The sequence below is a fragment of the Collimonas sp. OK607 genome, from assembly GCF_900111995.1.
Classification (GTDB): Bacteria; Pseudomonadota; Gammaproteobacteria; order Burkholderiales; family Burkholderiaceae_D; genus Collimonas.
In genome coordinates, this window is record NZ_FOKF01000004.1 from 149,343 (window position 1) to 166,896 (window position 17,554).

The 17,554-nt window shown below is 57.6% G+C and carries 14 protein-coding genes; 6 read left to right on the forward strand and 8 right to left on the reverse strand.

Going from position 1 to position 17,554, the window contains the following annotated elements:
* Positions 1–201: 201 nt before the first annotated feature.
* Entirely contained in the window at positions 202–774 is a 573-nt protein-coding gene (locus tag BM029_RS04895; RefSeq protein ID WP_092433158.1) for a nucleotidyltransferase domain-containing protein, read from the forward strand.
* Complete coding sequence (locus BM029_RS04900; RefSeq protein WP_092433161.1) at positions 758–1,195, forward strand: hypothetical protein; 438 nt, start codon at positions 758–760, stop codon at positions 1,193–1,195. Before BM029_RS04895 ends, BM029_RS04900 begins: the two co-directional genes overlap by 17 nt.
* Before the next feature lie 50 nt (positions 1,196–1,245).
* On the opposite strand, the gene BM029_RS04905 is transcribed toward BM029_RS04900, so the two are convergent.
* The 6 genes from BM029_RS04905 to BM029_RS04930 form a co-directional block, all read right to left on the reverse strand.
* Positions 1,246–1,977: an ABC transporter ATP-binding protein gene (locus tag BM029_RS04905; protein ID WP_092433163.1), complete on the reverse strand. Its 732-nt coding sequence runs from the start codon at positions 1,975–1,977 to the stop codon at positions 1,246–1,248.
* On the reverse strand, positions 1,974–2,708 hold the full coding sequence (locus BM029_RS04910) for an ABC transporter ATP-binding protein (RefSeq protein ID WP_092433168.1): 735 nt from the start codon (positions 2,706–2,708) through the stop codon (positions 1,974–1,976). The genes BM029_RS04905 and BM029_RS04910 overlap by 4 nt, the downstream gene beginning before the upstream one ends.
* On the reverse strand, positions 2,705–3,661 hold the full coding sequence (locus tag BM029_RS04915; protein WP_244544910.1) for a branched-chain amino acid ABC transporter permease: 957 nt from the start codon (positions 3,659–3,661) through the stop codon (positions 2,705–2,707). Before BM029_RS04915 ends, BM029_RS04910 begins: the two co-directional genes overlap by 4 nt.
* A complete protein-coding gene (locus BM029_RS04920) occupies positions 3,658–4,521 on the reverse strand; it encodes a branched-chain amino acid ABC transporter permease (RefSeq protein ID WP_092433170.1) in 864 nt (287 codons plus the stop codon). The genes BM029_RS04915 and BM029_RS04920 overlap by 4 nt, the downstream gene beginning before the upstream one ends.
* A gap of 24 nt (positions 4,522–4,545) precedes the next feature.
* Complete coding sequence (locus tag BM029_RS04925; protein WP_092433172.1) at positions 4,546–5,781, reverse strand: amino acid ABC transporter substrate-binding protein; 1,236 nt, start codon at positions 5,779–5,781, stop codon at positions 4,546–4,548.
* Positions 5,782–5,965: 184 nt separating this feature from the next.
* The gene (locus BM029_RS04930; protein WP_092433173.1) at positions 5,966–7,669 is read right to left on the reverse strand and encodes a peptide chain release factor 3; all 1,704 of its coding nucleotides are present in this window, start codon (positions 7,667–7,669) and stop codon (positions 5,966–5,968) included.
* A 292-nt stretch (positions 7,670–7,961) separates the two neighbouring features.
* Here BM029_RS04930 and hrpA point away from each other — a divergent pair, with 292 nt between their 5' ends.
* The 4 genes from hrpA (at position 7,962) to BM029_RS04950 (ending at position 14,140) form a co-directional block, all read left to right on the forward strand.
* On the forward strand, positions 7,962–11,990 hold the full coding sequence (hrpA, locus tag BM029_RS04935; RefSeq protein WP_092433177.1) for an ATP-dependent RNA helicase HrpA: 4,029 nt from the start codon (positions 7,962–7,964) through the stop codon (positions 11,988–11,990).
* Positions 11,991–12,121: 131 nt separating this feature from the next.
* Positions 12,122–12,688, forward strand: a complete 567-nt coding sequence (dcd, locus tag BM029_RS04940; RefSeq protein WP_092352496.1) for a dCTP deaminase — start codon at positions 12,122–12,124, stop codon at positions 12,686–12,688.
* A gap of 1 nt (position 12,689) precedes the next feature.
* Positions 12,690–13,910 (forward strand): DUF2863 family protein, encoded by a 1,221-nt coding sequence (locus tag BM029_RS04945; protein ID WP_092433180.1) that lies wholly within the window; start codon positions 12,690–12,692, stop codon positions 13,908–13,910.
* 17 nt (positions 13,911–13,927) lie between these two features.
* Positions 13,928–14,140: a DUF1653 domain-containing protein gene (locus BM029_RS04950; protein WP_092433182.1), complete on the forward strand. Its 213-nt coding sequence runs from the start codon at positions 13,928–13,930 to the stop codon at positions 14,138–14,140.
* Between the two features lie 139 nt (positions 14,141–14,279).
* Here BM029_RS04950 and BM029_RS04955 read toward each other — a convergent pair whose 3' ends face one another.
* Together BM029_RS04955 and BM029_RS04960 are read right to left on the reverse strand one after the other, a co-directional pair.
* On the reverse strand, positions 14,280–16,544 hold the full coding sequence (locus BM029_RS04955; RefSeq protein ID WP_092433184.1) for an arginine/lysine/ornithine decarboxylase: 2,265 nt from the start codon (positions 16,542–16,544) through the stop codon (positions 14,280–14,282).
* Between the two features lie 262 nt (positions 16,545–16,806).
* Positions 16,807–17,319, reverse strand: a complete 513-nt coding sequence (locus BM029_RS04960) for a dihydrofolate reductase (protein ID WP_092433185.1) — start codon at positions 17,317–17,319, stop codon at positions 16,807–16,809.
* Positions 17,320–17,554 lie beyond the last annotated feature (235 nt).

Sequence of the window (17,554 nt, forward strand, 5' to 3'; positions counted from 1 at the left end):
GTCGTATTGGAAATCGTGCTGTAACTCATTCGGAACCCGCGTGGCGCTCTGCTCTCGCGGGTTTCTCTTTTGCGGAAGGTGTTAATAGGCAGCTGGCCAAAATCGACTAAAGAAGAGCTGAAAAATGCTATCTTGGAAATGTAAATCCAATCTATATTCCTATATCTGGTACAATTATCCCTAATTTAGGAATATTGGATTATGCGACCTCTTGATATCCTTTTCTCGCCGCCGGAGCAGCGACTCATCGCGACGGTGCTGACTCACCCGGAGCGGGACTTCGGAACCCTTGAGCTATTGAGCAAAATGGGTAGTAGCAGAAGTGCGGGTAGCGTAGTGCTAAAGCGATGGGTAGAGTCAGGATTGCTGAAAGAACGCAGAGTTGGCAATCAGCGCCGCCTGGCCGCCAATCCCGATTTCATCCTCTACCCCGAACTGCGGAAAATGGCCTTGAAGACGGTGAGCCTGGCTGAGCCCTTGGCGTGCGCCCTTGCCCCCATTTCGGAGCGACTACGCGAAGCGTTTGTCTTCGGTTCTGTCGCGGCCGGCAAGGACACCAATGACAGCGATATTGACATGGTCGTCGTTGGCGACGTGGATCTGTTTACCGTGTCTCCCTTGTTGGACTCAGTGGAGCAAGAGCTAGGGCGGCCAATTCATGTGAATGTCTACAACGAGGACGAATGGTCATCTGGCGACGACCCGGTGCTTCAATCCATTAAGGCTGGCCCTCGCATCGATTTAATGGGGGAGCTACGTGGCACGACCATCTGAGTATGAGAATCTGCTGAAGGTAGGCTCTTTTAAGGAAGCTGCTTCGAGCAAGGAATCCGTCAAACAGTTCATGCAGAATGCGCAAGAGCTACTGGCAGCCTCGAAGGTCGGCCTTGGCGCCTCTCCGCAGTTTTTGCTTGCCTACGAAGGCATGTTCAATGTCGTCATGGCGGTATTGGAGTTCCATGAGGTTCGCCCGGGCGATGCCGGCGGCCACAGGTCCACAGCAATTGGTCGCGTTGCAGCAGACCTTGGCTTGGCTCCGGCGAAGCAGAGCGCGCTTATCCGTCTCCATGATGCTCGCAATCGCGTCACATACCGGAAACCCGTCCCTCCGGTTACCAACTCGGACGCTGATGCCATGCGAAGTATTCTGGACGACATGCATTCTGCCGCACGCGCACTTATCGGTTCACTTTAATGAACCCTTCCAATCTGGTAAATATCGGTGCATAGAGCACAGTAGTAATACTAGATTCCCAGATAGGCTTGCTGAACGGCCGGATCGTTGATCAGGTTTTTTGCAAGTCCGCTATGCACGATGCGGCCGGTTTCCATCACGTAGGCACGGTCTGCGCCGGACAAAGCCAGCTGCACATCCTGCTCGACCAGCAATACGGTCACGCCATCCCGCTGGATCGCGGCCATTACTTCCATCAGCTCCTGCGTCACGACCGGCGCCAGGCCCAGGCTCATTTCATCGATCATCATCAGTACCGGCGCCGCCATCAAGGCGCGCGCGATGGCGCACATCTGCTGTTCGCCACCCGACATGCTGCCGGCCAGCTGGCGCCGCCGCTCTGCCATGCGCGGGAAGATGGCGTACATCTTGTCCAGGTCGCGCTCGATGGCGGCCTTATCGTTGTGACGGCGGTAACTGCCCATCAACAGGTTGTCTTGCACGGTCATGCGGTCGAACAACTGACGTCCTTCGGGCACCTGCACCAGGCCCAGGCCGAAGATTCGATCGGGCGTTACCCCAACCAGTTCGCGGCCGTTCATGACAATGCTGCCGCTGCAAGACAACATGCCTGATAAAGCCCGCAGCAAAGTCGTCTTGCCAGCACCGTTGCTGCCGACCAGCGCCACCATTTCGGCGGGATAGATTTCCAGGTCGACGCCGTGCAACACCGGCAATTCACCGTAGCCGGCACCCAGATTGCTTACTTTAAGCAGGGGAGTCGTATCTGCCGGAGCGCTCATGGCCGCTTCTTTCCCAGATAAGCCTGCACTACGACCGGATCCGACAGCACCGCCTCGGGCGTGCCATCGGCGATCTTTTCTCCATGGTGTAGCACCAGCAAGCGATCCGACAGGCTTTTGATGGCCTTGATCACGTGCTCGATGACGAGAATGCTGATGCCTTGATCGCGCACTTTGCGCAGCAGGTCGATAACCTCATCGATCTCGACATGGTTCAGGCCGGCCATGATCTCGTCGCACAGTAACAGCTTGGGCTGCATCGCCAGCGCCTTTGCCAGCTCCAGCCGTTTGCGGCCCGGGCCACCGAGTTCATCGGCGCGTTGATCGATGTGTTTATCCAGTCCCACGAATTCAAGGCAGGCACGCGCCTGTTCGCGCGCCTGCGCCAGGCGCGACTGGCCGCCGTCGCGCCCGAACAGAGCGCCGACGGCGACGTTATCCAATACTGTCAGTCCCGGAAACGGACGCATGATCTGGAACGTGCGGCCAATCCCGAGCCTTGCGCGGCGAAATGCGGGCAGGCGGTTGATGGACTCGCCCTGGAACAGCAACTCGCCCTCGGTCGGCGCCAGGGTTCCGCTAATCAGACTGATCAATGTTGTCTTGCCCGCGCCGTTGGGGCCGATCAGACCCAGGATTTCGCCCTGCGCCAGCGTCAGGCTGACATCGTTAACCGCGATCAGCCCGGCGAAACGCCGGGTGGCATGACGGACTTCGAGCAGGGCAGTCATAGCCTGTGGATCCGGATGTTTTCAATGAAATAACGCCAGCCGGTTTTGCGGAAACGCCGCAGCATGTCGGCCAGGCCGAGGGGCATCATGACCACCGCAGCGACGATGACGACACCAAAAAACAGGCCGGCGACGCTGGTCACTTCACTCGACAGGAATTCGGAAACGGCAGACAGCGAGAGCGCGCCGACGATGGGCCCCAGCACGGTGCCGGGGCCACCGAAGACAGCCATGATGATCATCTTGACGTTAAGGCTGATATCGAAGGCGCTTTCCGGATCGAGGAAGGTAATCCAGTAAGCATGAATACCGCCGGCCAGGGCGCTGAAGATGCCTGAAAGTGTAAACGCAAGAACCTTGTACAGAGTAGTGTTGACACCCATGACGGCAGCGGCTTCCTCGTTTTCTCGAATCGCGATGAGTCCGAAACCGAAGCGGCTGCGCGTCAGCCAGAAGATCGTCAGGGTAGCGATCACCAACAGGCCCAGCGCCAGTTCATAGAACAGCCGGTCGTTATTTAACGGCGGCAGCACCAGGCCGATGTTTTGACCAGCCAGCCCGACGTTGGAGACGATCGCGGTCATGACCTGCGACAAGGCCAGCGTCGCAATCGCGAAGTAGTGGCCTTTGAGACGCAGCACCGGCAAGCCCAGCAGAACCGCAAAGACTATCGCCAGCAGCACGCCGAAAACCAGGCCGACACCGAACGGCAATTGCCACTGCACCATGGCGATGGCCACGCCGTAGCCGCCCAGTCCGTAAAACACCGAATTGCCGAACGAAGCATAGCCGGTATAGCCGCCGATGATGTTCCAGCCTTGCGCCAACACCGCCAGCAGCAACGCGTTGATGCCGAACTGGATCAGCACGTCGGATCCGTACCAGGGAACGCCGGCCAGCAGTAACAGGGCGAGCACTACCAGGCCTGTGCGCCACATCTTCTTGTTGCTCATGTGGTCTTTCCAAGTAAGCCGCTGGGACGCACGATCAGCACCAGCACCAGGATGCCGAAGCTGGCGACATCGGCGAAGGTCTGGCCGATATACAAGGCGGTCAGCGACTCGACGATCCCCAGGAACAGCCCGCCGACGATGACGCCCAGCGGATTGTCGAGGCCGCCGATAATCGCAATGGCGAAGGATTTGGCGGTGAGCGTGGCGCCGATGTACGGATTGATTTGCGACACCGTGCCATACAGCGTGCCGGCTGATCCCGCCAGCGCAATGCCCAAGGCGAAGGTCATGGCATACAGGTGACGTGGTTCGACGCCGTAGAGGCGGGCGGCAGTCAGGTTCTGGGCGGTGGCGCGAATCGCCCGTCCGAGCCGGGTGTGCAGTAAAAACAGCCACATGCCGACTGTCAGGACAATGGCGACACCGAACGCACCCAGCCGAGCCACCGGAAATACCACCGGCCCCCATGCCAGGCTGTTGCCGGCGTAAGGTGGGTTGATGGTGCGAAAGTCTGCAGAAAATACCAGTTGGGCCAGATAAGTCAGCACCACTTCCAGTCCGAAAGTGATCAGCAGCGTGTTGAACATCGGCGCCCTGATCACCAGGTTGAGCAAGCCACGCTGCAGCGCATAGCCGAGGGCGAACATTACGGCAGCGGTGATGGGTAATCCGAGGAACGGATCAATATGCGCGTAGGTGTAGAGGTACCACGACGCGTAGGCGCCCAGCATGATGAAGGCGCCATGCGCCAGGTTGACGATATTGAGCACGCCCCAGACCAGGGCCAGGCCAAGCGCCATGACAGCGTACAGCCCGCCGAGCAGAATGCCGTTGACGAGGATCTGTGCGAGCAGTTCCACCTGAAATCCCGATGGCCTACCGGTTTAGCGTGCGGACCAGGCGGGCATCGGGTACTTCGGTTGTTTAACGAAGCCCTTGGCGCCGTAGATTTCCGCCAGTTGATTGCCTTGTACCTGGATTACAACTTGCGGCAGGTTGATTTGTCCCTGCGCGTTGAACGCAATCGGACCATACAGGCTATCAAACTTGATCTTCGCCAATGCGTCGCGCACCTTTTGCGGGTCGATGCTGTCAGCGTCTTCCATCGCCTGCACCAGCGCTTCTACGTCGGCGGCGCCTGAAGCGGCATGATAGTCCGGATCATAGCCGAATTTGGCCTTGTATTCCTTGGCAAACTGCTGCGCATCGCCAAACCAGCGGTCTTTCAAGGAGGTGCTCGGCAACCAGGCTGTCATGCCAAACGCGTAGTCGGCATCCTTACCCAAGGCTTTGCGGAAGTCTTCGCTCGGCACGCCCACCGTAAACGAATACAGCTTCGGCGCCACTGCCAGGCTTTTGGCCTGCCGTACGAAATTCAAGATCTCGGTTTCGTGGCCAGCCACCAGCACTACATCGACGTTCTTGCTCTTGATCTGGGATAGCAGCGAGTTGAAGTCGGTGGCGTTAGTGCTGTAGCGCTCATCCATGACGACATTCAATCCTGCTTGCTTCAGTTTAGGCCGCGTACCTTCCGCCACCGATACATCGAAGGCGTCATCGGCGTACAGCAGAGCCACCGATTTCGGCTCCGGTTTGAGCGACTTGAGCATCTCGACGGTGCTGCCAAAGTAATTGCTGGCAGGCGCCAGCGTGCCGAAAATGTAGTTGAATTTACGCGCGAAAATCTGGTCCGAAGCGCCACCGCCCTCGACCATCGGGATCTTGTATTTTTCCGACACGGCCGAATCGGCCAGTGCAAAATTGCTGGCGAACGGCCCCAGCAGCAAGTTGACCTTGTCCTCTGTCACCAGGCGCGTGTATTGGCGCACGCTTAGATTGACGTCAGATTGATTGTCGTAGAGTCGGAGCGCCAGTTTATGCTGCTGGCCACCGATTTTCACGCCGCCCGCGGCATTGATTTTGTCGATCGCGAGTTGATAGGCATCGCGATAATAGCGTCCGGTGTTGGCGACCGGACCGGTCAGTTGCACCGAAGCGCCCAGCAAGACATCCTGAGCCAGCGCGGCTCCGGCCGGAGCGCAGGTCAGAACGGCGGCGGATAGGGTGGATAACAGGAAAGCAGGCAGGGCAGGGAACAGACGTGAACGTTGAAGTAGCATGATGTACGCTTTCTTATAAGAATTAGAATTGCGAATCGTGGTATTCAGGCTGTGTATAGCTTACTCTCGCGATTTCCGAAATGCAAACTGGAAATATTCCGCGACATATTTTCAAGTTGATTCGCGAAGAATCAAAAAAAAGCCCCGCCTGGGTATGGGCGGGGCCTTTTGATAAAAAATTACGTTAGTTCAGCTTGACTGCATGCTCTCGCGTTTCATGGAACACCACTTGCGGCCAACGCTCCTGCGTCAGGCGCAGGTTCACGCCCGAGGTCGCCAGATAGGCCATGTTGCCGGCCGCATCGTAAGCGACGTTATGGCCGGCCGATGATTTCTCAAAGTCGGCCAGGATTTTCTTGTCGTCGCAGGTGATCCAGCGTGCGCTGCTGATGCTGGTGCCTTCGAATACGGCGTCGACGCCATACTCGTTGAGCAAGCGGCTGGCGACCACTTCAAATTGCAGCACGCCGACCCCGCCCAATACCAGATCGCTGCTGGTGACCGGCTTGAAAACCTGGATCGCGCCTTCTTCACCTAGCTGCTGCAAACCTTTATGCAACTGCTTGATCTTGAGCGGATTGCGAATCCGCACCGAACGGAAAAAATCCGGGGCGAAGTAGGGGATGCCGGTGAACTGCAACAGCTCGCCTTCGGAAAAACTGTCGCCGATCTGCATGTTGCCGTGGTTCGGCAGGCCGATGATATCGCCGGCGTAAGCTTCTTCGACCTGTTCGCGGCTGGATGCCATGAAGGTCACCACATTCGATACCTTGATCTCGCGGTTCAGGCGCAGATGCTTGATCTTCATGCCGCGCTGGAAATGGCCGGAGCAGACGCGCAGGAAAGCAATCCGGTCGCGGTGCGCCGGGTCCATATTGGCCTGAATCTTGAACACGAAGCCAGAGAAGCTCGCTTCCTTCGGCTCGACGGTGCGCACAGTGGCATCGCGCGAGCCAGGCGGTTGCGCCCAGTCGATCAGTGCATTCAGGATTTCGCGGATACCGAAATTGTTAATGGCGGAACCGAAGAATACCGGGGTTTGCACACCGGCCAGGAAAGCTTCCTGGTCGAAAGGATGCGAAGCGCCGTGCACCAGTTCGACTTCCATTCGCAGTTGCTCGATTTCACGCGGGAACATTTCGTCCAGGCGCGGATTGTCGATGCCCTTGATCACTTCAAAGGTCTGGTCGGCCTTGTCGCTGCCGGCAGCGAATAGCAGGATTTCGTCGCGCAGCAGGTGATACACGCCGCGGAAAGTCTTGCCCATGCCGATTGGCCAGGTCACCGGCGCGCACTGGATCTTCAACACCGATTCCAGTTCATCCAGCAATTCCAGCGGATCGCGGGTTTCGCGGTCCATCTTGTTCATCAGCGTGATGATCGGCGTATTGCGCATGCGGCAAACGTTGAGCAGCTTGATGGTCTGGGTTTCAACACCCTTGGCGGCATCGATCACCATCAGCGCCGAGTCGACCGCTGTCAGTACCCGGTAGGTATCTTCCGAGAAATCCTGGTGACCCGGGGTGTCGAGCAGGTTGACCACGTGGTCGCGGTATTCGAACTGCATGACCGAGCTGGCGACGGAAATGCCGCGCTGCTTTTCGATGTCCATCCAGTCTGACGTCGCATGGCGGCCGCTCTTGCGGCCCTTGACCGTGCCAGCCAGCTGAATCGCGCCCGAAAACAGCAGCAATTTTTCTGTCAGCGTGGTTTTACCAGCATCCGGATGGGAAATGATGCCGAAGGTGCGGCGGCGCCCCACTTCGCTGGCGATTTGTTCGACGGAAACATTGTGGGCGAGGACTTCGGCGGCATCGGCTGCATCGGCAGCGTTTGTTGCGGCAGTCGTGTCATTCAGGTCTGGTTGCCCGGAGATCGGTTCTTGCATGATGCGTGGTTCAGGCGATCTCGGCCGCCTGCCTTGAGAATAATGAATGCGGAAAAAAAGGAAAACCTGCCTGCCAGTCGTTGTGGCTGACCATATGTTGGCATAGGCAGTTTCGATAACCCTCGATTATAACGTATGTCATGTCGCGAATCAGTGTTGTCAAAGCAATCATGGCATTAACCCGCCACGAGCTTATTTCATCGAAATTGCCATTATTGCAATTTAGTGACGGGCAAAACAGTTAGAGATATGCAGCGGCTTCCGCTATGGCGGTCTGTATAATTCCATCCTCATGTCAGTATCAGAATCCAACAAACCTCCGCGGTCAACAGATCGCCCAAGTTCCCAGCGTGCTGCTGGCCGTCCATCCCAGCCGCGCCCGGCTTCATCGCGTCCAGAGTCGGCACGGCCGGCGCCTGAGCGCAATCCGCTGCCACCTATCGTGTTTCCCGAGGAGTTGCCGGTTTCCGGCAAGCGCGCTGAAATTTCGGCGGCGCTGGCAGCAAACCAGGTCATCATCGTTTGCGGTGAAACCGGCTCGGGTAAAACCACCCAGTTGCCGAAGATCTGCCTGGAACTGGGGCGCGGCCAAACCGGCATGATCGGCCATACCCAGCCGCGCCGGATTGCTGCTTCCTCGACTGCCAAACGCATAGCCCAGGAACTCAACTCGCCGCTGGGCGAGCATGTCGGTTACAAAGTGCGTTTCAACGACACCCTGACCAAGGGCGCCTGGATCAAGCTGATGACGGACGGTATCCTGCTGGCCGAAACCCAGACCGATCCCTTGCTGCGCCAGTACGACACCATCATCATCGATGAGGCGCATGAACGCAGCTTGAACATCGACTTCCTGCTGGGCTATCTGAAGCAGTTGCTGCCGAAGCGTCCGGACCTGAAAATCATCATCACCTCGGCGACGATCGATGCCGATCGTTTCGCCCGCCATTTCGGCACGAACGAGAAGCCCGCGCCGGTGATCGAGGTTTCCGGGCGGCTGTATGCAGTTGAAGTGCGTTACCGGCCGGTCGACAATGCCGACCGCAGCGGCGTCAATCCCGCCGCTGCAGCAGCCAAGCCGAACGCGCCGCAAAGCGCCGCCCAGCGCGACCGCGAGCAACGCGATCTTATGGATGCGGTGGTGGATGCCGTCGATGAGCTGGCCCGTATCGGCTCCGGCGACGTGCTGGTGTTCTTGCCGGGCGAGCGCGAAATCCGCGACACGGCCGAGGCACTGCGCAAGCACCATCCGCCTCATGTTGAAATCCTGCCCTTGTTTGCCCGTCTGTCGGCGCAGGAGCAAGAGCGCGTGTTCAAGTCGTCCAATGCGCGGCGCATCGTGCTGGCGACCAACGTCGCCGAAACCTCGCTGACCGTGCCTGGTATCCGTTATGTGGTGGATGCCGGCCTGGCGCGGGTAAAACGCTACAGCTATCGCAACAAGGTCGAACAGCTGCAGATCGAGCCGATTGCGCAGTCGGCTGCCAACCAGCGCGCCGGCCGTTGCGGCCGGGTCGCTGCAGGTGTCTGTATCCGGCTGTACGAAGAGCAGGATTATCTGCAGCGGCCGAAATTCACCGAACCGGAAATCCTGCGCTCGTCGCTGGCTTCCGTCATCTTGCGGATGAAGTCGCTGCATCTGACCGATGTCGAAACTTTCCCGTTCATCGAGCCGCCGCCGGGCCGCGCTATCGCAGACGGTTATCAACTGCTGCAGGAACTGGGCGCGGTTGACGACAATAACGAACTCACCAAAACCGGTCGCCAGCTGGCCAAGCTGCCGCTCGATCCACGTGTCGGCCGCATGATTCTGGCGGCGTTGGACAATGTCTGCCTGACGGAAATGCTGATCATCGCCGCCGCCTTGTCAGTGCAGGATCCGCGTGACCGGCCATTGGAAGCGCAAGGTGCGGCGGATCAGGCGCATAAAAAATTCGCCGATGAAAAATCGGAATTCCTGAGTTACCTGAAAATCTGGAAATGGTTTGAAGACGCGATTGAACACAAGAAAACCAATCGCCAGCTGATGGATAACTGCCGCGCCAATTTCCTGTCGCAATTGAGATTGCGCGAATGGCGCGATGTGCATTCGCAGCTGCTGACGATTGTCCGCGAACAAGGCTGGCGTTTGAACGAAGCGCCGGCTACTTATGAGCAACTGCATTGCGCTTTGCTGACGGGCTTGCTTGGCAACGTCGGTTTCAAGGCCGACGAAGACTCGCATTATCTCGGCGCACGCGCGATCAAATTCCATCTGTGGCCAGGTTCACATTTGTCGAAGAAGGCTGGCAAGTGGGTGATGGCGGCCGAGCTGGTCGATACTAGCCGCCTGTACGCGCGTTGCATCGCGCAGATCCAGCCGGAATGGCTGGAGCGGGTCGGCGCCCACTTGTTGAAAAAATCGTATGGCGAGCCGCGCTGGGAAAAACGTACGGCCCAGGTCTCCGCATCTGAGCGCGCCACTTTGTACGGGCTGGTGGTGTATAGCCAGCGCCGCATCAATTTCGGTTTGATCAACCCGCAGGAAGCGCGCGAGATATTCATCCGCGACGCGTTGGTAGGCGGTGAATTCGATACCCGTGCGCCATTCTTTGCGCACAACCAGAAGTTGATCCGCGAGATCGAGAATCTGGAGCACAAGTCGCGCCGGCTCGACGTGCTGGTCGACGATGAATTGATCGCAGCGTTTTACGACAAGCTGATTCCGTCGGATATCTGTAATGGCATCACGTTTGAAAAATGGCATAAGGATGTCAGCGTCCAGACGCCCAAGCTGCTGTTCCTGAACCGTGACGATCTGATGCGGCATGAAGCCGCCGGCATCACCACCGAACTGTTCCCAAAAGTGATGCGGGTGGCCGGCATCGAAATGGCTTTGTCCTATCATTTCGAACCGGGTACGCCGCGCGATGGCGTGACGCTGACGGTGCCGTTGTACGCGTTGAATCAAGTGTACGTCGACCGTTGCGACTGGCTGGTGGCCGGCATGCTGAAGGAAAAAATTCATCTGCTGCTGAAATCCCTGCCGCAAAAAATACGCCGCAATTGCGTGCCGCTGCCAGACTACGCCGCTGGATTCTGCGAGCGGATACAGGCACGTCATGTGTTCGGTCACGGCAATCTGCTGGATGCCTTGATGGCGGATATCCGCACCGAAACCAGCGTCGCCACGCGCAGCACCGATTTCAAGCAGGAAACCTTGCCTGCCCATCACTCGATGAACTTCAAGGTGGTGGACGAGCATGGCCGGCAGCTCGACATGGGGCGCAACCTGGCCGCACTGCAAGCCGAGTTTGGCGGGCAGGCGCGTGAAAGTTTCCAGAAGCTGGCAAGTGTCACGGTCGCCGACGACAGTCCGGCCGCAGCGGCACCGTCGCAAACAGCTAATTCAGCAAGTAAGTCAGCAGCGCCGACGGCAACCCGGGTTGCCGTTCAGCCGGCTGCAAAGACCGGTGACGGTACGAATGCGCAATTCAGCAATCTGACCAGCTGGACCTTTGGCGAACTGCCCGAACTGCTGGAAATCCAGCAGGGCAAGCAAACCTTGATCGGCTTTCCGGCGCTGGTGGACCGGGCGACGCATTGCGATCTGGAGGTATTCGATGATCCGAACGAGGCGGCACGGGTCCATCATTTGGGCTTGCGCCGGTTGTTTGCCTTGCAACTCAAGGAACAATTGAAATTCCTTGAGAAGAATATCCCTGGCCTGCAGCAAATGGGCATGCAATTCCTGGCGTTGGGTTCGCAGGAAGAACTGCGCGACCAGATTATTCATGCGGGGCTTGAACGTGCCTGCCTGCAACTGCCACTCCCACGGACTGCCGCAGAATTCACGCAACGCAAGGATGAGGGCAAATCGCGGCTGGGTTTGCTGTGCAATGAAATTGCCCGGCTGGCGGCGCTGATCCTGGGCGAATATCACGGCTTGCCGAAACGCCTGCAAGGTGCCAAGGGGCATCCGCAGGCGGTTGCCGATATCCAGGCGCAAATGCAATCGCTGGTCGGCAAGCGATTCATTGCCGATAACGACTACGCCAACCTGACCCATTTCCCGCGTTATCTCAAGGCGGTGAATGTACGGCTGGAGAAATTACGCGCCGATCCGAGCCGCGATGCCAAACTGATGGCGGAATGGGCGCAAGTGGCGACGCCGTGGCAACGGGCGCAAAAGGACCGGAGCGGCAAGACAGATCCGAAGCAGGCGGAATTCCGCTGGTTGCTGGAAGAGCTGCGGGTGTCGCTGTTTGCGCAAGAGTTGCGCACGCCGATGCCGGTTTCGGTCAAGCGTTTGCAGAAAGTATGGGAAACCATGCAACGTTAGCGTCAGTAAGTATCAGTAGACACCCTGTAGAGCGTGAAATCGCTGTTTTAAAAGGGTTTTCGCGTAAAATTGCGCCAAATGCAGGTTACAAATTCATTACACACAATTGCAGGCAGAAGAGGAAATACGCTATGAGCATCAAATCCGATAAATGGATACGCCGCATGGCGCAGGAAACCGGCATGATCGAGCCGTTCGAGCCTGGTCAGGTGCGCGAGGCTAACGGCCACAAGATCGTCTCTTACGGCACCTCGTCGTACGGTTACGATATCCGCTGCGCCAATGAATTCAAGATTTTCACGAATATTAATTCCACCATCGTCGATCCCAAGAATTTCGACGAGAAATCGTTCGTCGATTTCAGCGGCGATGTCTGCATCATCCCGCCTAATTCCTTTGCGTTGGCGCGCACCATGGAATATTTCCGTATTCCGCGTAGCGTACTCACCATCTGCCTCGGTAAATCGACCTACGCGCGTTGCGGCATCATCGTCAACGTCACCCCGTTCGAACCAGAGTGGGAAGGTTATGTGACGCTGGAGTTTTCCAACACTACGCCGCTGCCAGCCAAGATATACGCTGGTGAGGGCTGCGCCCAGGTGCTGTTCTTCGAAAGCGATGAAATCTGCGAGACCTCCTACAAGGACCGCGGCGGCAAATATCAAGGACAGCAGGGCGTGACTCTGCCAAAGACCTGACATGCCAAAGAACAAGCGCCCCGCGCCACGGAAATCCAGCCTTTCCCCTGAAGATAAAGACGAAGCTGTCACGCAGCAGTTGTGCGACCTGGCGATCGATCTGGCCGAGCAGGATGACGACGAAGCCGAAGGCGTTGCTGCCGGCGCCGTTTTGCTGCAGGCTGGTATTGATTTTCACAAGATCATCAAGAAGAGCCTGCAGCAAAAAAAGGATGACATCCTGTATGACGCGATCGAGCGCGCCAAGTACGCCGATCTCGATGCCTGGCAATTCCTGAAAGGGCAGGTCGAAGAAGCTTCGGAGATTTTGCTGGTGCGGCGCGACGAAGGCAAGGTGCTGGAGCTGAATGCGTTCGTGGTGCCATTCTTCGCGCACGTGGGCGGTGGCCTCAAGCGTGAGCAGTGCTTCCAGGACCAGGACGCATTCGATGCGCTGTCCGCGAGCTTCAAGCAGGCCCGGCTGGAAGGACCGGATGCGACCGTAGTGCTGGTCAGCCACGCCTACCACCTCGACGAAATCGACAGCATCCGTTACAGCCATCTGTTTGAAATGAACCGCGATGCATTCGGCGCCATGGCGGACAAGAAGCTGGGAGCGACGGATGCCATCGAACGCAGCATCAGCGGCTGGCCGGAAAACCAGTTCGCGGCGGACGACGACGCGGTCGAGTTGCGTTTCCTGCTGGGCTTTTCCCTCAAGGCGAGCGACGATGCGTTTTATACGGTGCCGGATGACGAAGCCGGCGCCGACGCTTACTTCAGCGCGCGGGAAGAACGTTTTCATGGCTGGACCGAGCAAGTCGCGCCCCTGCTCAAGCGTTGCCTGGTCACCGATGGTAGCGAGATCGACCTGCATTTCCTCTACCAGGACCTGTTCCACAGTGGCAAGGAGCGCGGCATTGCCGAGTACTTTACGCTGCAGATGATGTCTGAGTTGAACCATGGCCTCGATCAGCACGGCGTTGCCTCTTTCGACGCCAACGCCGTCGTCGGTCCGGCCGATGTGCGCGGCGAAATGGTCTTGCGGGTGAATTTGTACGGCAAGGACGGCGCCTTGCTGGCCTCCTCGGAAAAGCCGTTGAGTGCCGGCGCCGACCTGCAGGTGGAAGTCGACGATACCTACGACGCGCTGCGCACCATCGGTGTCACATCGCTGGCGGTCGCAATGCGGTTTGAAGCCGACGGCCAGCCGTCCGAAGTGCAGCCCTACGCGGCGCCCTGACTATTTTGGAGAATTGAGTGACTGAAGAAGACGCACAGAAAATTGCCACCCACCGGCATTACAAAGGCGGCCTGTACCGCTACATCGGTGTCGCCAGGCATTCGGAAACCGAAGAAGCCATGGTTGTCTACGAACACCTGTGGCCGCATGCGCCGGGCCTGTGGGTGCGGCCTGCGGAGCTGTTCAACGGCTTGCTAGAGAATGGCGCAAGGCGTTTCGCGCCGTTGTAACCGCAATATCAAAGCTTTTACGGCATATGCGACCAGCAGCCCGAACTAACCGGGGTCAGAGTGAACTTTCGGTATGGTTCATCGCCGAAACTTCACTCTGACCCCGCTTAGTGGACCACGGAGCAGAAACAGTCAAAATTTACTGCCGCACGCAGTCCACAAAATAATCCCGCTTGCCATTCACTTCACGCTTCACCAGACCATGCACATCGGTCTCGAAGCCGGGGAATTTCTCGTTGAAATCCCGCGCAAACTTCAGGTAATCGACGATGGTCTTGTTGAAGCGTTCGCCCGGAATCAACAGCGGAATGCCCGGCGGGTAAGGCGTCAGCAAGATCGAGGTGACACGGCCCTCGAGCTGGTCGATCGGCACGCGGTCGATTTCGCGGTGGGCCATTTTTGCAAATGCATCGGATGGCTTCATGGCAGGCTGCATGTCGGACAGATACATCTCGGTGGTCAGGCGCGCCACGTCGTAGGACTTGTAGGTCTCATGGATCTGCTGGCACAGGTCGCGCAAGCCGAGCCGCTCGTAGCGCGCATTCTTGCCGCTATTGCCGGCTGCGAATTCTGGCAAGATGCGCCAGATCGGCTGGTTCTTGTCGTAATCGTCCTTGAACTGTTGCAGCGCGGTCAGCAGCGTGTTCCAGCGGCCCTTGGTGATACCGATGGTGAACATGATGAAGAACGAATACAGGCCGCATTTCTCGACGATAACGCCGTGCTCGGCCAGATACTTGGTCACGATGGAGGCCGGAATCCCGCTCTCGCCGAACTTGCCTTCCAGCGACAGGCCAGGCGTGACAATGGTGGCTTTGATCGGATCGAGCATGTTGAAATTCGGCGCCAGGTTGCCGAAACCGTGCCAGTCGTCTTCAGCGCGGATCACCCAGTCTTCACGGCTGCCGATGCCATCTTCCGAAAAGCTGTTCGGTCCCCAGACCTGGAACCACCAGTCCTTGCCCCATTCTTCGTCGATTTTCTTCATGGCGCGGCGGAAATCCAGCGCTTCCAGAATGCTTTCTTCAACCAGCGCCGTGCCGCCAGGCGCTTCCATCATGGCCGCGGCAACATCGCAAGAGGCGATGATCGAGTATTGCGGCGATGTCGAGGTGTGCATCAGGTAGGCTTCGTTGAATGCATCCTGATCCAGTTGCACGCTCTCGGATTCGCGCACCAGGATTTGCGACGCCTGCGACAGGCCGGCCAGCAACTTGTGGGTCGACTGGGTCGAGAAGATCATCGATTTCTTGGCGCGCGGGCGATCCTTGCCGATCGCGTGCATGTCTTTGTAGAAATCATGGAAAGTCGCATGCGGCAGCCAGGCTTCGTCGAAATGCAAGGTGTCGATCTCGCCGTCGAGCATGTTCTTCAGGGTTTCGACGTTATAGATCACGCCGTCGTAAGTCGACTGCGTAATGGTCAGGATGCGCGGCTTCTTGTTGACAGCTTCGCGTGCAAACGGATTGGCTTCGATTTTCCTGCGGATGCTTTCCAGCGTGAATTCTTCCAGCGGGATCGGGCCGATGATGCCGAGGTGGTTGCGGGTCGGCATCAGGAACACCGGGATGGCGCCGGTCATGATGATCGAATGCAGGATCGATTTGTGGCAGTTGCGGTCAACCACCACGATATCGCCCGGCGCTACAGTCGAGTGCCACACCATCTTGTTACTGGTGCTGGTGCCGTTGGTGACGAAATAGCAATGGTCTGCGTTGAAGATGCGCGCTGCATTGCGCTCTGAAGCGGCTACCGGGCCGGTGTGGTCGAGCAGCTGGCCGAGTTCTTCAACCGCGTTGCAGACGTCGGCGCGCAGCATGTTTTCACCGAAGAACTGGTGGAACATCTGGCCGATAGGCGATTTCAGGAAGGCGACGCCGCCCGAATGTCCAGGACAATGCCAGGAGTAGGAACCGTCTTGCGCGTAATGCACCAGCGCGCGGAAGAATGGCGGCGACAGGCCGTCCAGATACGATTTCGCTTCGCGGATGATGTGGCGCGCAACGAATTCCGGCGTGTCTTCAAACATGTGGATGAAGCCGTGCAGTTCGCGCAGGATGTCGTTTGGAATATGGCGCGAAGTGCGGGTTTCGCCGTACAGGTAGATCGGGATGTCAGCGTTCTTGTGGCGAATTTCTTCGACGAATGCGCGCAACGACTTCAGCGCATGGTCGGTTTCTTCAAACGAACCGGCGCCGAATTCTTCGTCGTCGATCGACAGGATAAAGGCCGATGCCCGCGATTGCTGCTGGGCGAACTGCGACAGGTCGCCGTAACTGGTTACACCCAATACCTCCATGCCTTCTGTCTCCATGGCATCGGCGAGTGCGCGGATGCCGAGGCCGGAAGTGTTTTCGGAACGGAAGTCTTCGTCAATAATGACGATAGGGAAGCGGAATTTCATCAAGGTCTCCAAGAGACGGTGGTTGATAACAAGGCTGCCAATCGAGATGGCGCTTAAAAAGTCGTTGTTCCGGTCGGTGTTAAAAACCGCTCCGGGATATTGCCTGGGTAGGGCATGCAGCCTGCTGCTCTAGGCATTGCCAAAGATGGAGGCAAAGCTCAAAAAAAGAAAGTCGAATTTTCGCAGATATGTGCGAATTAGGGGGTAAAGATGACGGAATTCCTGCAGAAAACAACAGATATCATTCCGTCATCATGCCGGGTTAGCTATTGGGCCCGCTAAGGCCAGGCGCGTGGCGCTCATACACCACAAAAGCATAGTCGAAACCGTTGGTGGCGGAATGATGGGTCTCACGCGAAATTTCCTGCCATTGCTGCGGGTCGCGCGCCGGGAAAAAAGCGTCGCAATCGAAGCTCTGCTTGATTTCGGTAACGATCAGGCGTTGCGTCAATTCCTGTGCCGCGGCATAGATTTCGGCGCCGCCGATGATGAAGGCTTCGGCATCGCCAACCATGACCGCTGCCGCCGCCAGCGAGGGCGCGCTTTCGACGCCGTCGTGACGCCATTCGGGATTGCGGGTGATGACGATATTGCGTCGTTGCGGCAAGGGTCGGCCTATCGATTCAAAGGTTTTACGGCCCATGATGATAGGGTGGCCCGAGGTAGTGCGTTTGAAGTGCGCCAGATCCTCCGGCAAATGCCAGGGCAGGGTGTTGCGGATGCCGATGCCGTTGTGGGCGTCGGTAGCGACAATAATGGTGAGGCGAGAAGTCATGGGCGCTGGTGCGTGAGCCTGCTCATTCGCAGGCTTGGGTAAAAAAGGGTGATATTACTATAAAGTCTTAGATGGAACTTTGTACGCCTGTCATTGCTCTTAAATGTCTGGGACAGTTAACTTATGATTAGCTCGTTATGATTAGCTCGGGTTAACCAAGTCAGGGGTTTTCTTCATTTTCACTTTGTGCTGCCGTTCTGCTGCTGATTTGCCTGTTTGGTAATTTCTGCCATGC